Raw genomic sequence first — 16297 nt, forward strand, 5'->3', positions numbered from 1 at the left:
CTTATCCACATGAGCCAAAGCGTTGGCATTGTTGGCGCTGGTTTAATGGGACGATTGCTGGCCCTCGCTCTGGCTGAGCGGGGGTGGCAAGTCTCCCTGTTTGACAAGGATGACGCCTCGGTGATCAACAGTTGCGCCTATGCCGGGGCGGGCATGCTCTCCCCTATTTCTGAGCTGGAATCGGCAGAACCATTGATAGCCCGATTGGGCTTTGATTCCTTACCCCGGTGGAAGCATCGGTTACAGCATCTGGAGCTTCCGGTTTATTTCAAAACGCTGGGCACTATCATTGTGGCCCACCATTTGGATTTACCCGATTTGGCGCATTTTAAACGCATGCTGCAAGGCAAACTTAGCCTTTGCAGCTCCGAGGACGTACCTGAGCAAACCGCCCACTCCATTCAATGGCACTTGTCCAGCCATCAGTTGGCAGCGCTGGAACCTCAACTCAGTCAGCGTTTCAGCCAGGGTATTTTTATTCCTGATGAAGGACAAATTGACAACCGGCAACTGCTGCGGGCCTTGGCGCATCAACTCAACCAGTCCGGGGTTAACTGTTATTTTAAAACCCCGGTTACATCCATGGCGGCCCATACCGTCATCAGTGCCACCCAACATTGGCAATTTGACTGGGCCATTGATTGCCGGGGGCTGGGCGGAAAGCCCGATTGGCAAAGCTTGCGAGGGGTGCGGGGCGAGATCATTAAGGTGCATGCCCCAGAGGTGGAGCTGAGTCGCCCCATTCGGCTCATGCATCCTCGATATCCCTTGTACATTGCCCCTCGGGAAAATCACCAATATGTGATTGGGGCCACGTCCATTGAAAGCGAGGATTTTCGGCCCATCACCACGCAATCCACCATGGAACTGTTATCGGCGGCTTTTGCGGTGCATGAAGGATTTGCGGAAGCCACTATTTTGGAAAGCACCGTCAATTGCCGCCCCGCATTGTCCAGTCATTTGCCTGCCATCCACATGGAAGCAGGCTTGATTCGGGTGAACGGCCTTTACCGGCATGGATTTTTAATTTCGCCCCAACTGGTGGCACTGGTTTGTGCGGCGCTGGAAAATCAAGCCATTGCACCCGCCTACCAAGCCTTATTTTCACAGCCCGACTTTAAAAAAACAGAATCCGAAAGCACCTCTGAAACTATCACGATAAACACACCATTCCATCCATTCAACAGAGAGGCAACCACAGTTTAAAATGAAACTGCTGATTAACGGTGAAACCCAACAAGTGCCCGACACCCTCAGCGTGGCAGCCTTGTTAAAAACCCTGGGCTACGATTCCCAATCCATTGCCGTGGCGGTGGATGGCACCTTTGTCCCTCGGCATCAATACACCACCCAAACATTGAAAGAGGCCCAGACACTGGATATTGTGGCCCCCATGCAAGGCGGTTGACCATGTGGCATATTGGAGGTCAAACTTTAAACAGCCAGCTTTTGGTGGGAACGGCGCTATACCCCTCGCCCGATATTATGCGGCAAGCGCTGGAAGCTTCCGGCACCGAAGTGGTCACGGTATCCCTGCGACGACAGGCACCGGGCGCCCAAGGCGGGGAAGCTTTCTGGCATTTCATTAAAGAGAAAAACTGGCGGGTGCTTCCCAATACCGCCGGATGCCGAACGGTGAAAGAAGCGGTGAACACCGCCCACATGGCCCGAGAAATTTTCAACACCCCCTGGATTAAACTGGAAGTGATTGGGGATGATTTCACCTTGCAACCCGATCCCTTTGGGCTAGTGGAAGCCGCTCGTATTCTGATTGAAGACGGGTTTGAGGTGTTTCCTTACATGACTGAGGATTTTATAGTGGCTCAAAAACTGGTGGATGCCGGATGCCGGATTTTAATGCCCTGGGCGGCCCCCATTGGCACCGGAAAAGGCCCCATGAATCTATACGCCCTGCAACTGCTGCGGGCTCGGTTGCCACAGGTTACACTCATCGCCGATGCGGGCATTGGCTTGCCCTCTCACGCAGCGCAGGTGATGGAACTGGGCTTTGACGGAGTCTTACTGAATTCCGCCATCGCCCTAGCCCACGATCCGGTGAGCATGGCCCGTGCCTTCGCCCTGGCAGTAGAATCCGGTGCGCTGGCCTATCAGGCAGGCCCCATGCCTCAGCGAGAAATGGCCATGCCCAGCACCCCGGTTTTAGGCACCCCGTTTTGGCATCAACACCAGCAGAAAGAAGGACAACACGCATGACACGCCCCATTGTATGGACCATTGCCGGTTCCGATTCCGGCGGCGGCGCTGGCATTCAGGCCGATTTAAAAACCATGAACGCCTTGGGGGTTCACGGTTGCTCGGTGATTACCGCACTCACCGCCCAAAATACACAAGGCGTTGATTTAATCGAGCTATGCTCTCCAGCCATGCTAAAAGCCCAGCTGGAAGCACTGAGCCAAGACTTACCGCCTGTGGCCATCAAGTTGGGTATGCTGGGCGATGCGGAAGGCATCCAGCGCATTGCGGAAGCCATTGCGTCCATACAACGCACTCAAAGCACCTTTGTCATTTGTGATCCGGTGATGGTATCCACCAGTGGGCATGCCTTGCGGCAAGAGAACACCTTAGCTGCACTGACCACCCACTTGTTGCCCCACGTCCATTTGCTGACCCCCAATTTACCGGAGGCCGAAATTTTAACCGGCCAACCCATTCGTTCCGCCAAGGCCATGGAAGCCGCAGCGCAAGCACTGCTGAAACTGGGGGTGCAATCGGTGCTGATTAAAGGGGGCCATTTTGAGGGCCAGCAGGGCGATCATGATCATGAAGCGAACCAATGGAGTCAGGACTTCTGGACAGATGGCAGTCAATCCTTCTGGCTGACCTCTCCCCGACAAGAAACCCGGCACACCCACGGCACCGGCTGCACGTTATCCGCCGCCATGGCCGCCTGCGTGGGGTTGGGGTTTAATGTGCCGGATGCCATAGTTATTGCCAAGGCTTATGTCAATCAAGGCATCCGGCTGGCCCCGGCGCTGGGTCAAGGTCATGGGCCTTTGGCCCATTTAGGCTGGCCGGAAACCCATGAAGATTTACCATGGCTCACCCCCACTGCCGAAGCAGGTCAAAACCGCCCGGAATTTTCAGGTTGCGGCAGTCGTCCCTTGGGGTTTTATCCCATCGTTCCCCGCTTTGAATGGCTGGAAAAGCTTTTGCCTTTGGGCGTTTCCACCATTCAATTGCGCATTAAGGATTTAGAAGGCGAGGAACTGGAACGGGAAATCGCCCAAGCCAGCGCCTACGCCCACTCTTTCAACTGCCGTTTGTTTATCAACGACTACTGGCAACTGGCCCTGAAATACGGCGCCTACGGGGTTCATTTGGGGCAAGACGATTTAAAAACAGCCGATCTGGAAGCCATTCACAAAGCCGGTTTAAAACTGGGCCTCAGCACCCATTGCTATCAGGAAGTGGCCAGAGCCTTGGCTGTTCGGCCCTCTTATATGGCAGTTGGACCTGTTTTCCATACCACCACCAAAACCATGTACTTTAGGCCCCAAGGGTTAGAAGCGGTTCGGCGCTGGCGACGCAGCCTGCCTTATCCGCTGGTGGCCATTGCCGGTATTTTTCTGCATAACGCCCCGGAAGTTTTAGCCACCGGTGTGGATAGCCTGGCCGTGGTTCGAGATATCACTCAGGCTGAAAACCTACCCGAACGGGTGGCCCAATGGCTGGCCCTGTTCGAGGAGCAGTCCCCGCAACCCTTGCCCTTAAGCCCTCAATACCCTAAGCTCCCATCCCCTTAATGGCAAAATGTAACTGCAATATTTAACTTTAATAAAGTGATAGGGTATGGCTAAACCTGTTTGTGTTTGAATGGTTTTTCAAACAACGCATCACCTTGTAATGAACCGCACCGAGCATTTCATCAAAAATCCAATAGCGTCATCCCTCATAAAATAAGGTTATCTCTCCATGGGCGCAGCGCCTCCCAATGCCGACAACACACCCATCACCAACCCCGCTTTGAGTGAGGCGGATCAAGAGCAATGGAAAAAATTTGAAGTCGAACTCAAAAAAGCCCAAGAAGCCCTTCAAATGCCCCTGATGGATAAATTTGTACGCAGCAGCAACCCCGAACGGGAGCTGACAGTGATGGATCTTAAAACCCTTCACTAAACCGGCAAGCGCACCGGGCCGGTCCAGCCCGCCAGTCCCCCAGCCAAACTGTAAACCGGCTTATAGCCCTGTGCTCTCAATATTCGGGCCGCCTCCAGACTACGATGCCCTTTTTGACAGTAGATCAAAAGAGGTTGTTCCCCGTTGAAAAGATGATGGGGGATTTGGGCCTTTAATACACCCAAAGGAATATGAATAGCCTCAGGAATATGACCGGCTTGAAACTCAAAATCCTCACGCACATCCAGTAATTGAACGCCCTTTAAAATCAGGGCACTAGCGGCTTCAGCCTCAATTTCAAATGCCTCCCTATCGTTGGGGGTTTGGCAGGTCATCAAGGATTCCACCGGCTCTACAATGGTGGGGTTTTCTCCGCACAAGGCGCATTGCTGATTGCGAGAAAGCGTTAAGGTGTTCAGGGTTTGCGCCAGTGCGTTGTACCTTAACAATTTTCCGTGAATGGATGCCCCCATGCCGGTGAGGTATTTAATGGCTTCCGTGGCCATCATCAAACCGGCAGTGCCGGGAACCACGCCCAATACCCCAACTTCCGCGCAAGGGGCCAAGGCTTGCGCACCGGGAGGATTTGGAAAAACGCAACGGTAACAAGGGCCTTGATCGGGCAAAAATAACGACAATTGGGCCTCATATTCAAAAACCGCCCCCTGCAACAACGGAATTTTCTCCAGAAAACAGGCATCGGCCACTAAAAACCGTGTGGCAAAATTATCCGAACCATCCAGAACCAAATCATAATGTTGGATCATCTCAGCAATATTATTCGCCCCCAGCCGAACGGGATGCTTTTGATACGTTAAGCAGGGATTAATACTTTGCATGGCTTCAACCAGACTATCTACCTTCAGTTGTCCAAGGGTTTCCACCGTATGGGCAATTTGGCGCTGCAAGTTACTGCGATCCACCCGATCGTCATCGACCACCCCGATGGTCCCAACCCCAGCGGCCGCCAAATAAAGCCCCACCGGACACCCCAGCCCACCAGCCCCTATCAGCAACACCCGCGCTGCTTTTAAACGAGCCTGTTTTTCCATGCCAAAGCCTTGCAGTTTAAAATGACGGTTGTATTGTTCCAGCTCCAGGGCAGTAAAAACTGAATTTGAGGACATCATCCAACTTTCTTTAGGATCTAACTCACTTAATCATCGTTCTTTCTTTATCATCCAACTTGCTTTCACATTGTCAGCATAAATCAAAAAGTATGCGCCATAAAGCTTTTGGAAACCGCTTAAATGGCCAATAAGCTCTACAGTAGGCTTTTTGACCTTTTTAAAAGGGTATGTTACCATTCTCGAAATTCTTTGGCAGAGCATTAATACTGTCTGATTTGTTTGGCAACCCATTGATTTGACCATTGAGTCGTTAAGTAAGTGACATCAAGCATCGTTCCCAAAATAGTTCTTAATAAACCAGAGTAGTTCGTAATAAAAAAGTAGTCAAAAAAAAGAGGAGTTAAGGGATGAAATCCATGATTCAAAATACAGTTGCGCTGTCCATTTGCGGCTTTATGCTAACCGGTGCCGCCTTGGCAGCATCCCCGCAGCCCACGGCTGCCCCAAATGCCCAAGATGCCCAGTTGGGTGAGGTTGCAAAAATTAAGGAAACAACCCCATCAACCGCACCCAACGCCCCTGCCGCTGAAGCAACCCACACCCAGTCGAATCAACCACAAACCCCCAACCCGCAAACAGCGGCCAGTGCCAGCAGCCCCTACAGCGATGCGGAACTCAAAAATTTCGTAGACGCAGCCAAGGGTGTGGATCAGGTTAAGCTGAAATACGAAGACAAACTAAGCAGCGCCAAAGGGCAAACTGAAATTGATAAAATTAAAAAAGAAGCGGATGCCGAACTGAGCAAAGCGGTTGAGGCCAAAGGTATTTCGGTGGAGCAATATAATAAAATTCACCAATCTGCCATGCAAGATCCACAACTCCTGTCCCGCATTCAAAAATACATGTAGTTTAGACTGATTGAATTTAAAATTCATTAAAACCGAAGCGCCCTAAAAAGCGCTTCGGTTTTTCGAGAAAAACGCCCTTCGTTTATTGACGAACCACGTGAATAAAGCGGGTATAGTTTTCTTCAGCGTCTTGCAAATTATCTTCAATCACTTTCAAAGCATAAATTTTGGCAAGTACCTTGCTACCCATTACCGCTGTATTGTCCGGTAAGCGATGGGTTGACAGGGCCTCTGCCGTTTTGGCGTTATCCACCCATTCGCCCTGACCCGATGTTTGTTTGAGGTCAGGATACTTTTTTTTCAAATTACTTTTACACTGGGCCAACACTTGCGGATGGCACATAATGGTGTCAATTTGGGACCATTCCTGATCCGGGCGAATCATGAGCGAATGCGCAATTTTAATTTCAAATTCCTGAATAATTTTTACCGGAAAATTTTCCAGCGCCTCGGTGGTTTCTTCCACATAGCCGCCTACCGAATTGTAGATGGCGCATTGCCCCCGATCAATTTTTCCTTGAACCACCGCTTCCATGACCCGATCAGAGGTAAATAAATACTCAATGGCCTGGGTAGGTAAAAAGTTGTGGCTTAAATAATACTGAATGGCTTCATCATTAAAACTACCCTCGCCGCCCTGAATGCCAAAGGTAAGCGGCTTTTGTACGGAAGGGATCGTTTGGTTAGAATAGTCAGGATCAGTCATGGTTATTCGCTTTTGCTTTCCAAATGTAAACTATATTCGTGAATCAGATTGTATAAGGCGTCAATAAATTCAGGGCAAAGGCCCAGTTCGGCGGCACGAGATTTTTTGGCGTTAAGCACCTGTTGCCAGCGAACCATATCCAGCGGCTCCAGACCACGGGCCTTTTTGTAGCGACCCACTTCATCCACCAGTTGGGCCCGCTGGGATAATACCCGCAGCAGTTGCTCATCCAAACCATCAATTTGATGCCGGAGCGCTTGTAATTCCGAGTTACTGGATTCGGTATTTAATACGTCATCAGTCATAGTCATCATTTCAGCTGATTAATTCCTTTCTTTTCGAATTAACCGTTTTGGGCCTTGTTCCGCAAGTAATGATCCAGAATCACCAGTGCGGCCATGGCTTCCACAATGGGGACCGCCCGAGGCAAGACACAAGGATCGTGTCGACCTGTGGCTTCCAGAATGGTGGCCTCGTTGTCCTGAGTCACCGTTTCCTGAGCTTTGCGAATGGTGGAGGTGGGTTTAAAAGCCACCCGAAAATGAATAGTTTCCCCACTGGAAAGGCCGCCCAGCACCCCACCCGCATGATTGGTGCGGGTGCGAACCCGGCCCGTTTCATCGTGATAAAAGGCATCATTGTGCGCACTGCCTCGCAGTGCCACACCCGCAAAGCCGGACCCGATTTCAAACCCTTTAACGGCATTAATGCTGAGCATGGCTTTACCCAGATCGGCATGCAATTTGTCAAACACAGGCTCGCCCAATCCCACCGGAACGTGGCGAATCAAGCCCTTTAAAACGCCGCCCACCGAATCGCCTTCATCCCGCACGGTTTCAATCAGGCAAATCATTTCCGCCGCCTGGGCCGTATCCGGGCAACGCACGATATTGGACTCCACTTGCTCGGCAGTCACCGTATCAGCATCGATACTGCTGCCAATGGCCCCCACCTGCTCCACATAGCACAGGCATTCTATGCCCAGTTTTTCTTTCAGGTATTTTTTAGCGATGGCCCCTGCCGCCACCCGGCCAATGGTTTCCCGCGCGGAAGATCGCCCCCCGCCTCGCCAGTCTCGGGCGCCATATTTTTGCTGAAAGGTATAATCGGCGTGACCGGGCCGGAATACGGCTTTTAAATTGTTATAATCATCCGATTTCTGATCCCGGTTATAGGCCATCAGCATAATGGGGGTGCCGGTGGTTATCCCATCCATCACCCCGGAAAACAGATGAATTTGATCCTGCTCGTTGCGAGGGGTAGTAATGCTGCTTTGTCCCGGTCGGCGGCGATCCAGTTCTTTCTGGATTTCTGCCACGGTAATGGGTAAGCCGGGCGGGCAACCGTCAATCACCACGCCAACTGCACCCCCGTGAGATTCTCCAAAGGTGCTGATTCTAAATAACTGTCCGAATGAACTTCCTGCGGTCATAATTAATCTTTCTACACCGTACAACTTTCACGACAATTTTCACCAATGGCCCCAAGGGCTTGATTAATTTGGGCCACCACAGCCTGAGAACTCAGCCCGTCGGTATCGATGGTTAAATGCGCCGCTTGCTGATACAAGGGCAAACGCTGGGCGTATAAAGCCTCAGCCTTTTCCAAATCCCGCAACAACGGGCGATCCTGGCGGTGTTTTAAGCGCTCCAGAACAGTTTCAAACCGGGTGTTTAACCAAATGACAGTGGCCTGCTCGCTCAGGTTTTTCATGACCTCGCCATCCATAATGACGCCGCCTCCCGTTGAAATCACCACGTTGGTTTCAAGCCTTAACGATTCGGCCAATTGGGCTTCCAGCAAACGAAAAGCAGCCTCTCCGTCGTGGTCGAAAATATCGGCCACTTTTGTTTTACCCGATTGCTGAACAATGCGATCATCCATTTCCACACACGATAGCTGATATTGTTCTGCCAGCAATTGGGCAACGGTGCTTTTGCCAGATCCCATAAAACCAATTAACACCAGCTTGGTCGCAGCACCCGGCAGGTTTGGCTCATCGACTGTCTCTGCGGCAGGTTGGCGCTCTTCCACCCCCACCCCCAAAGCGGCCAAATCCTGCCAGAATTCAGGGTAAGTTTTATTCACCACCGCTGGATCTGCCAGGGTCAGACCCTCTAAAAGAGAGCCAGCCACCGCAAAAGCCATGGCCATGCGGTGATCGCCATACGTAGCAATACAAGCCGGTTTGGGCTGGCCACCGTGAATGACCAAAGCATCCATTTCCGATTCTACCTGAATGCCCATTTTTCGCAATTCGGTTTCCACGGCGGTAATGCGATCCGTTTCTTTCACCCGCAAGGATTGCAGCCCTTCAATGCGAGTAACCCCATTGGCAAAAGCGGCCAGCACGGCCAAGGCCTGAGCCTGATCCGGGCAATCGCACATATTCACCTGAATCGGTTTGACCCCATGCCCTTCTACGATTAAATCCCCATTGTTGAAGTGAACCTGAGTGCCCATTTGCTTCAACATCTCAATAAATCGCAGGTCGGCCTGCACCGAATCAGCATTCATATTTTTCAGGGTAATGCTTGAGCCGGTGAGGGTGGCGATGGCCGCAAAGTAAGCGGCGCTTGAGGCATCTGGCTCAACCGTATAGCTTTCCGTTTTATATACTTGCCCTGCCGGGATTTGAAAAGTTTGATAATCCTGATGGGTGGTCTCTACCCCAAAAGCCCGTAGAATAGCCATGGTCATATCCAGATAAGGCTTGGAAACCGGGGCATCGGGTAGGGCAATTTCAATCGGCGCACCCTGAGACTGAATGAGTGGGGCAATCATCATTAAAGCCGAAATATATTGACTGCTGGTGCTGCCTGAAACCGTGAGCCGGGTGGCGCTAATGCCACTGGACGAAACCCGCACCGGCGGATAGCCCTCCTGCTCCAGATACTCAATCTCCACGCCCAGCGTCCGCAAGGCGTCCACTAGGTCCTTAACCGGGCGCCGGTTCAGCCCCTCATGCCCCAACAAGGTTTGACGCCCCGGAATGACCGCCGACACCGCAATCAGAAAGCGCAAGGTGGCAGCGGACAAGTTGGCATGCAAGGTATAATCCCCCTCAGCAATGCAGGTCGCTTCTCCGTAAACATCCACATAGGATTGTCCGCCCTCATGCCCCCATCGGGTTTCAATGCCCAGAGCGTTCAGGCAACCCATGACCGCCAGCCCGTCATCGCTTCGCAGCGGATTCCACACCCGAACCGGATGACCTGCTGGCTTGCAAGCCAGGGCCGCCAGAATGAGGGCCCGAATGGTATAACTTTTAGAGCCGGGAACCATTACCGTGGCCTGAATCGCAGCCTTTAAAGGGGTCAGGGCCACGATTCGGGAACCAGCTCCTTTGTCGGGTTGTTGTTCTAACCGGCTTTCCGGGCTGGGGTGGGCATTCATGCGGGCAAGGCTTCCTGATTTTGCAAAGCACGGGCCGCATCCAGCTTGACCATCATCTCATCCAGCTGTTCCCAGGTAATTTGCTGGCTGGCATCCGTCCAGGCAAAGCGGGGGTTGGGATGCACTTCAATCACCATGCCATCGTAGTTGTAATCCACCGAATCCATGGCCACTTCCTGCAACTTGTCCACAGCGCCCGCAATGTGGGAAATATCCAGCAACATGGGCAGTCCGGTCTTTTCCCGAACCCGCATGGCCATTTCAGAATCGGCCACGTTCCGCAACCCGCTGGGGTTGGGATGATGCACATCGGGGGTGAAGCCCCGGTGGCACAGCATCAGGTTTTCGGCTTTCATGCCGCCTTCCAGGGCGTGATCCACAATGCCTTCCCAATGAGATTCGGAATACCAGGGCTGGTTCTTCAACATCAGCTTCACCCGGCTATCCTGAGCGGCCACTTTGGCGATTTCCTGCTGCACGAAGTGGTTTTGGTTACGTGCTCCAATCCACAACAGCAATTCGCCCTCTGCCTTCAAGGCAGGCAAAACGCCATCCATTACCGCCTGAGCCTGAGAGGCCACCAAAATTTCCGTGCCCGGATTCAAACCCATTTGGGCCGCCTCGGCCAGCAAGCCAATGCCTTCCTCTTTTAACCCATCGAAACCGGGCTTGGTGCGAGGCTTCCACAGGCTGATACGAACATAGTCCACCTGCCGTTGCTGGGCCTGCTCCAGCGAAAACATGATTTGATCCCGGCTTTCGGCGGAACAAGGTCCGGCCACTAGCATGGGGCGTTTGGTATGGGGTTGATGACTGCGACTCATAGGTGATGCTCCTTCGATGAATATGACTGTGATGATGATGAAATCTCTATATACAAAAACAGCCCCCGGATGGTCGGGAGCTGTTTGTTAGTCGGTAAGCTTTATTTAGCGGCTACACGTCAACAAACGACTCCCACGGGGAAGCCGTAAAAATAAAAGGAATAAAAACTTTTTTGATGACGTGTGTTTTTCATAGTGATTACAGTTTAGCTTATAACAGGGTTGGTTTGTCAAGTGATTTGATATCCTTTTAAGTTGAACTGTTACATTTTGACATGCCGGATAGCCTAAAGCGCCTTGCCCTAAACACGGTTGCCCCATTGAAGCGCCCCACCTGTTTTTGAGAACATCCCCCGCAGAACTCCTCTACCCAAGGGAGGAGACGGCGCCCCAAATCAATCACAATAAAGCGTGGCGCCCAAGATCTCAGGGAAAGGAATCTCCGCATGTTCTGGAAAAAAAATATACAGGCCTTCACCAAGCATCACCCCCATCACGAGACCATTCTCAAAAAACTCAAGAATGTGCAAACCCCGGAGAATTTAGAGCCTTACGAAACACAGGCGGGCGATATTGGCATTGTTTACAACCAGATTCCCTTACACGCCCCCACCGGTGCTGTGGCGGAAGCTGAGGCGGAAGTTCAGCATAATTGCCGCCCCGCACTGGATCGGGCGCATTTGATTTTGGGGTTGGGCCTGGGCTATTTGCTGGAGGCCACCTTCAAGCGCTCTCCAGGGGCCATTGTGGTGTATGAGCCTAACCTGCCACTGCTTAAATTCGTACTGGATAACGTGGACCTGTCCGAGTATCTCCAAAAGCGTCGGGTGCGGATTGTCACCGATCTGCCGTCTCTATTGGAAGTGTTAACCCCGCTGCTGATTTGCTTTGAACCCATCGATTTTCTGTCCAGTGGGGGTTACGCACTGCTGCTGCAAAACGACATTGCCAAAATCATGCACCAAATCGCCAATCTGGTGGATGATCGCAAACGGGATTACCGCACCGCCCGGTATTTCCATAACCAGTGGATTAAACAATTTTTCGAGAACCTACCCCATGTGTCCGATTGTCTGGATATGAACAGCATTCAGGGCAAAGGCAAAGGCAGGCCCGCCATTATCATCAGTCGGGGTCCCTCGCTGGATGCCGCCTTACCGGCCATTAAACAACTGGAAAATCAGGCCGTTCTGGTGGCGGTGGGTGGTGCGCTGCATCACCTGTATAAATATGACATAACCCCGGATTTCGCCACCTTTCTGGACTCTCGGGGCATGAAAGAGCAACTGCACGGACTGCCAGAAAGCTATTTACAAAAAATCACCTTCCTGATGAGCGGCTTTACCCAACCCTACTGCTACGAGCAGGATGCAGCCGCCAAGATTCGCTACACACTACAAAGCGACCGCCCTTACGCCGAATGGCTATCCAAGCAAGAACCCCGAGTGCATGACTACCGGCTGCTGGATGGCTGCGGCACCGTCTCTCACATTGCCTTACAAGCGGGCATGATTATGGACTGCGACCCGGTTATCGTCATCGGACAAGACTTGGCCTTCCCCAACGATCAGGTCTACGCTGGTGGGGAAGCGTTAAAAACCAACGGCAAGGGCGTCATGATCCTTGAGAAGCGGGACGATTTGTTCACCGGCCCTTCCCAAATGACCACTTTGGAAGGACAAAACGGGGAACAGTTGCAAACTCTGACCGCTTTTAAAGGATTTGTACGCTATTTTGAAAAAACAGCCCTGGCCAACCAGAAAAAAACCAGACCCCAAAAGCTCTATAACGCCTCCCTGGGCGGCGCTAAAATCAATGGGTACGAGTTACGGGCCATGGATACCTTTATTGGTGAATGGCAAGACTTTAGAACCCCCGGCTGGTTAAGCGATCAACTCACCTGCCCCCCAGAAACCCGTCAAAAAACACTGGAAAAATTGCAAACCAAACTTCGCAAACTCAAGGCGGAAATCTATGAGTGCGTGGCGCTACTGGATGAATTAATTGTGGCGGGCGTGGATACCCCTAATAATCCGCAATTGGTGCGGTTTCTGGCTGGACATTACCTGATTAGCCACTTTCTGGTGCTGGATATGATTGATACCCGACAAAAATATAACCCGGTGGCGGAAACACCGGAGGAGATCGAACAAAACAAGCAAGGCATGGCCGAGGGCTATAAAAAACACCGAAAGTTTCTGCACGACGATATACTCCCCTGGCTGATTCAGGCGGAAACCCGAATTCTGGAAAAGCTGAATCCCAGCTTGGCTCAAAGGCCTGCCAAAATAGAAGCCTGACACGCTTTTGAGCGGACTGAAGCAGTGCCTGTGTGCTTTCCACCCCTCGATTGTAGACCAATGGGGGGTTGAAGCCCCATGGCCCTAACAGGGATAATAAGCGGTATCTTCATTCAGCGAAAAGCCTGAGCCAGATTTCCAAGCCGAAACATCTACAGCAATCCGGCTTTAAGCTGGTGATGACCTTTAGCCGTCATCCGTATCAGGGGGTGTCTCCATGTTCAAAATTTGTCCAGATTGCGACAATGACAAACTCAAGTTTAAAGTGATGGAAAAACGAACCTATGATCCGGCCACCACCCGAGTGGTTCTGGAGGAAGAAGTGCCCGTGGTGGAATACCGCTGCACCGAGTGCGGCTGGACAATTCTGGTGGAAGATCCCGCTGTATTGCCGCAAGCAGAAATTTCACACAGCCGTTTCTAAGCCTGGTAACACTTCCAGTCGGCCAAAAGCCCCTAACCAGTTGAGCGCAATGCGGGGTGGAAGGCTCTTCTATCAGGAATGACACGCCATGGCCGAATTGGCCGCTTTTTGCAGTTCATCCGAGCTGAGTTTTTGAACAGGCGTGGCAATGGACCAGTGGTGGCCAAAGGGATCCACCAGTTTACCGTAACGATCGCCCCAAAACATATCCTGAACCGGCATTTCAATGGTTGCCCCCGCAAACACCGCACGCTCAAAAGCCTCATCCACATTGGGAACATATAAATGGATGGTCACCGGGCTATTTCCAAGAGAAGTGGGCGCAAACTGACCATACTCACGGAACTCCTCGGCCAGCATAATCATGGAGTCCCCAATCATGAAGGCGGCATGAATCATCTTGCCATCCGGTGCGTTTAAACGGTGAATTTTATGGGCCCCAAAAGCCCGTTGATAAAAATCAAGGGCCGCCACCCCATCGTAAACCACAAGATGCGGCGTTACACTGTGAAAACCCGGTGGAATAGGAGCTAAAGAAGTCATCAATCTTCTCCCAATCAAACGACGATGGTGATTTTGCACCAAAATCAGACTTTATTCAACTGGAAGCTCAGGGGGATCGGCAATCAGCGAAACCACGCGTGAAGCGTTTGGCTTATCCGGGCGTGAAAAATGCTGCAAACGAGCAGGGACCGGTCGCACCTGACTGGGATGATACCCCTCAAACAATTGGCGAGCGGTCATAAAAACCTCTTCCATAAAGGCCAGCCCTGCCTGACGGTCACCCGAAGTTTCAGTCAGCTGAATGGCCTGATCTGAGAGTGCCATGGCCAATAAAAATGCCAGAAACTCTTCCGGTAACTGCCCCCGATGATGATCCAGCAGCGCTAACATATCCTGTGAGGCTTCCCGAACATTCTCGTTTTTTTCATTTCTAGCCTGCCGAGACTTGGCCAGATCAACTATGCTGTCCATTCCTGTTTTCCCCATTGACTCGATCGATCATAGCCCAAGTCCACCATTAGGGCATCCCCTTTTACAAGCGCGGGGCCAAATTAAAATCTCACTCACCTCATCAGGCCCCATTTAAGGAGCTTTTACATAATGCGGATGAGGCCAAACCTTGAACACCAGAAGGTGAGCGTCACTATCGGCCCGCAATGCGTAGTAACGCCGGGAATCGATGGACACCATTTGCCCAGGCGTCATGGGGATTGCCTCATTTTCAACCGTCAGGGTCACCGCGCCAGAAATTAAGACCATGCACTGATGTTGCCCCACCCAGTGAGACGCCTGCTGCATCCCGGATTGAATGCGCAAGTGCTGAACCGCGGCATGCTCCCGCTCATAACAGGTTTCGTAACTCAGTGGTTTCAGAATCGGCTCAAACAATTCGGTTTGGCGCACTTCATAACCCGGAACCCGCCGAGGCAGGCTTGGCAAAGCGGCATAATCGGTACAATGAAGCGTCTCATAAACCCGCAGGGCCTTTTGCTGCTCCTCTGCTTCCAAACTGGCGTTGGCCAGCGGAAAAATACCACGCTCTTCTTCAATAATATGAGCCAGCAATCGGGTTTTAAAGGCGCTAAAAGAAAGGGACAATTGAGCGGTAAGCGCTTGAGCCTCAACACTCTGGCGCAACTCAGTAGCGAATGCTTGTTGTAGGGTCAACAAATCGTCATGCTCCACCTCCATCAGCATCATGGTGCGATACGGACTGAGCAAGGCAAACAGGGCTAACTCTTCCACCAAAAAATGGCGCCTTAAATCCTGGGCCAACAGCAAATAATTGGCTTCCAGCAAACGCCAGCCAGAAGCGTCCAATCCGGCTCCATCGCAAGCCTGATTGATTTTCGCCTCCAAGGCAGCCAGCAAAACTTCCGTTTCACGATGTTCTGCGATTAATCGATCACAACAATTCATCATGGCAACATCATACCTACCCCTGTTAACAATCGACCAGAAACAGACGAAAGCAGTGGGGGTAAGAGGCCAACATCAGCATTACGGACTGTACGTACCCCGCAGGTAATCGTGCCCTGCCTGAGGCAAAGGCGCCACCCAATTGCTGCCCAAACCGTTGACCGGACTGGTTGGCGAAGGCTGAAGACTGGGCTTTGGCCTATCCAGTTTCATTTGGTAACGCTGCAATTGAACCCCTTTGCTGGCCGTTGGTTGAACGCCCTTGGCTTTGCCAGAGTGATGCTTCAGAATTTCGCCCTGAGCATTTAGCAAAGTTGGGTGCGCAGGCCCTGTCACCAAAGCGGAAGCCCTGCTCTCGCTGACCGGCGGCGCTGCCTTGGAAGCCGGATAGCCCCCCGTATTTTTATCAACAGCCTGAGCGGAAAGACCCAGACCCATGAAAACCAACAACGCTGCTATGGCGTAAATCCTCTGATTCTGTCTCATGGTCACCTCAGTATTTCTATTTCTCAAGCATTTAGTTCTTACATAGCACGTTACAAGAAGGCATGCGTTATGGCTGTTTGCCACACTCAGTCATACCACAAGCCGGGGCAAGAACCCAATCCC

18 protein-coding genes are annotated in these 16297 nt (G+C 51.8%); 8 read left to right on the plus strand and 10 right to left on the minus strand.

From position 1 onward, the window contains the following. Nucleotides 1–9 precede the first annotated feature (9 nt). From thiO to ACEW81_RS02170, 5 genes are all read left to right on the plus strand, one after another. The gene (thiO, locus tag ACEW81_RS02150; RefSeq protein WP_373531318.1) at nt 10–1206 is read left to right on the plus strand and encodes a glycine oxidase ThiO; all 1197 of its coding nucleotides are present in this window, start codon (nt 10–12) and stop codon (nt 1204–1206) included. 1 nt (nt 1207) lies between these two features. After that, nucleotides 1208–1408, plus strand: coding sequence for a sulfur carrier protein ThiS (gene thiS / locus ACEW81_RS02155; RefSeq protein WP_373531319.1), 201 nt, complete (start codon nt 1208–1210; stop codon nt 1406–1408). 2 nt (nt 1409–1410) lie between these two features. Next, nucleotides 1411–2214, plus strand: coding sequence for a thiazole synthase (locus ACEW81_RS02160; RefSeq protein WP_373531320.1), 804 nt, complete (start codon nt 1411–1413; stop codon nt 2212–2214). Further along, nucleotides 2211–3764: a bifunctional hydroxymethylpyrimidine kinase/phosphomethylpyrimidine kinase gene (gene thiD, locus ACEW81_RS02165; protein ID WP_373531321.1), complete on the plus strand. Its 1554-nt coding sequence runs from the start codon at nt 2211–2213 to the stop codon at nt 3762–3764. The genes ACEW81_RS02160 and thiD overlap by 4 nt, the downstream gene beginning before the upstream one ends. 169 nt (nt 3765–3933) lie before the next feature. Then, nucleotides 3934–4137: a hypothetical protein gene (locus ACEW81_RS02170; protein WP_373531322.1), complete on the plus strand. Its 204-nt coding sequence runs from the start codon at nt 3934–3936 to the stop codon at nt 4135–4137. Here the strand turns inward: ACEW81_RS02170 and moeB are convergent. Continuing rightward, nucleotides 4134–5267, minus strand: coding sequence for a molybdopterin-synthase adenylyltransferase MoeB (gene moeB, locus ACEW81_RS02175; protein ID WP_373531323.1), 1134 nt, complete (start codon nt 5265–5267; stop codon nt 4134–4136). The two genes, ACEW81_RS02170 and moeB, sit on opposite strands and share 4 nt — an antisense overlap. 347 nt (nt 5268–5614) lie before the next feature. Between moeB and ACEW81_RS02180 the strand changes: the two genes are divergently transcribed. Further along, entirely contained in the window at nt 5615–6115 is a 501-nt protein-coding gene (locus ACEW81_RS02180) for a DUF4168 domain-containing protein (RefSeq protein WP_373531324.1), read from the plus strand. Nucleotides 6116–6197: 82 nt separating this feature from the next. On the opposite strand, the gene ACEW81_RS02185 is transcribed toward ACEW81_RS02180, so the two are convergent. The 5 genes from ACEW81_RS02185 to ACEW81_RS02205 are packed head-to-tail and all read right to left on the minus strand — an operon-like array spanning nt 6198 to nt 11041. Beyond that, the gene (locus tag ACEW81_RS02185; RefSeq protein ID WP_373531325.1) at nt 6198–6821 is read right to left on the minus strand and encodes a prephenate dehydratase domain-containing protein; all 624 of its coding nucleotides are present in this window, start codon (nt 6819–6821) and stop codon (nt 6198–6200) included. Between the two features lie 2 nt (nt 6822–6823). Further along, nucleotides 6824–7135, minus strand: a complete 312-nt coding sequence (locus ACEW81_RS02190; RefSeq protein WP_373531326.1) for a chorismate mutase — start codon at nt 7133–7135, stop codon at nt 6824–6826. Nucleotides 7136–7164: 29 nt separating this feature from the next. Further along, on the minus strand, nt 7165–8253 hold the full coding sequence (gene aroC, locus ACEW81_RS02195; RefSeq protein WP_373531327.1) for a chorismate synthase: 1089 nt from the start codon (nt 8251–8253) through the stop codon (nt 7165–7167). Between the two features lie 11 nt (nt 8254–8264). Beyond that, nucleotides 8265–10217: a 3-phosphoshikimate 1-carboxyvinyltransferase gene (aroA, locus tag ACEW81_RS02200; RefSeq protein ID WP_373531328.1), complete on the minus strand. Its 1953-nt coding sequence runs from the start codon at nt 10215–10217 to the stop codon at nt 8265–8267. Then, nucleotides 10214–11041, minus strand: coding sequence for a DAHP synthetase I family protein (locus ACEW81_RS02205; RefSeq protein ID WP_373531329.1), 828 nt, complete (start codon nt 11039–11041; stop codon nt 10214–10216). Before ACEW81_RS02205 ends, aroA begins: the two co-directional genes overlap by 4 nt. Nucleotides 11042–11487: 446 nt before the next feature. Here ACEW81_RS02205 and ACEW81_RS02210 point away from each other — a divergent pair, with 446 nt between their 5' ends. After that, nucleotides 11488–13341 carry a motility associated factor glycosyltransferase family protein gene (locus ACEW81_RS02210; protein ID WP_373531330.1) on the plus strand — a complete coding sequence of 618 codons (1854 nt, stop codon included), beginning with the start codon at nt 11488–11490 and terminating at the stop codon, nt 13339–13341. A gap of 217 nt (nt 13342–13558) precedes the next feature. Next, on the plus strand, nt 13559–13765 hold the full coding sequence (locus ACEW81_RS02215) for a zinc ribbon domain-containing protein (RefSeq protein ID WP_373531331.1): 207 nt from the start codon (nt 13559–13561) through the stop codon (nt 13763–13765). 72 nt (nt 13766–13837) lie between these two features. Here the strand turns inward: ACEW81_RS02215 and ACEW81_RS02220 are convergent, their stop codons facing one another. The 4 genes from ACEW81_RS02220 to ACEW81_RS02235 form a co-directional block, all read right to left on the minus strand. Continuing rightward, nucleotides 13838–14308, minus strand: a complete 471-nt coding sequence (locus ACEW81_RS02220) for a VOC family protein (protein WP_373531332.1) — start codon at nt 14306–14308, stop codon at nt 13838–13840. A gap of 51 nt (nt 14309–14359) precedes the next feature. Next, nucleotides 14360–14740, minus strand: a complete 381-nt coding sequence (locus ACEW81_RS02225; RefSeq protein ID WP_373531333.1) for a hypothetical protein — start codon at nt 14738–14740, stop codon at nt 14360–14362. Between the two features lie 111 nt (nt 14741–14851). Next, nucleotides 14852–15691, minus strand: coding sequence for a hemerythrin domain-containing protein (locus ACEW81_RS02230; protein WP_373531334.1), 840 nt, complete (start codon nt 15689–15691; stop codon nt 14852–14854). Nucleotides 15692–15769: 78 nt separating this feature from the next. Then, complete coding sequence (locus tag ACEW81_RS02235) at nt 15770–16180, minus strand: hypothetical protein (RefSeq protein WP_373531335.1); 411 nt, start codon at nt 16178–16180, stop codon at nt 15770–15772. Between the last annotated feature and the right edge of the window lie 117 nt (nt 16181–16297).

Origin of the sequence: Vampirovibrio sp., assembly GCF_041737375.1 — a bacterium.
GTDB lineage: Bacteria > Cyanobacteriota > Vampirovibrionia > Vampirovibrionales > Vampirovibrionaceae > Vampirovibrio.

Coding starts and splice junctions, on each gene's coding strand:
- thiO (WP_373531318.1), top strand. CDS start 10: ATGAGCCAAAGCGTTGGCATTGTTGGCGCTGGTTTAATGGGACGATTG.
- thiS (WP_373531319.1), top strand. CDS start 1,208: ATGAAACTGCTGATTAACGGTGAAACCCAACAAGTGCCCGACACCCTC.
- ACEW81_RS02160 (WP_373531320.1), top strand. CDS start 1,411: ATGTGGCATATTGGAGGTCAAACTTTAAACAGCCAGCTTTTGGTGGGA.
- thiD (WP_373531321.1), top strand. CDS start 2,211: ATGACACGCCCCATTGTATGGACCATTGCCGGTTCCGATTCCGGCGGC.
- ACEW81_RS02170 (WP_373531322.1), top strand. CDS start 3,934: ATGGGCGCAGCGCCTCCCAATGCCGACAACACACCCATCACCAACCCC.
- moeB (WP_373531323.1), bottom strand. CDS start 5,267: ATGATGTCCTCAAATTCAGTTTTTACTGCCCTGGAGCTGGAACAATAC.
- ACEW81_RS02180 (WP_373531324.1), top strand. CDS start 5,615: ATGAAATCCATGATTCAAAATACAGTTGCGCTGTCCATTTGCGGCTTT.
- ACEW81_RS02185 (WP_373531325.1), bottom strand. CDS start 6,821: ATGACTGATCCTGACTATTCTAACCAAACGATCCCTTCCGTACAAAAG.
- ACEW81_RS02190 (WP_373531326.1), bottom strand. CDS start 7,135: ATGATGACTATGACTGATGACGTATTAAATACCGAATCCAGTAACTCG.
- aroC (WP_373531327.1), bottom strand. CDS start 8,253: ATGACCGCAGGAAGTTCATTCGGACAGTTATTTAGAATCAGCACCTTT.
- aroA (WP_373531328.1), bottom strand. CDS start 10,217: ATGAATGCCCACCCCAGCCCGGAAAGCCGGTTAGAACAACAACCCGAC.
- ACEW81_RS02205 (WP_373531329.1), bottom strand. CDS start 11,041: ATGAGTCGCAGTCATCAACCCCATACCAAACGCCCCATGCTAGTGGCC.
- ACEW81_RS02210 (WP_373531330.1), top strand. CDS start 11,488: ATGTTCTGGAAAAAAAATATACAGGCCTTCACCAAGCATCACCCCCAT.
- ACEW81_RS02215 (WP_373531331.1), top strand. CDS start 13,559: ATGTTCAAAATTTGTCCAGATTGCGACAATGACAAACTCAAGTTTAAA.
- ACEW81_RS02220 (WP_373531332.1), bottom strand. CDS start 14,308: ATGACTTCTTTAGCTCCTATTCCACCGGGTTTTCACAGTGTAACGCCG.
- ACEW81_RS02225 (WP_373531333.1), bottom strand. CDS start 14,740: ATGGACAGCATAGTTGATCTGGCCAAGTCTCGGCAGGCTAGAAATGAA.
- ACEW81_RS02230 (WP_373531334.1), bottom strand. CDS start 15,691: ATGATGAATTGTTGTGATCGATTAATCGCAGAACATCGTGAAACGGAA.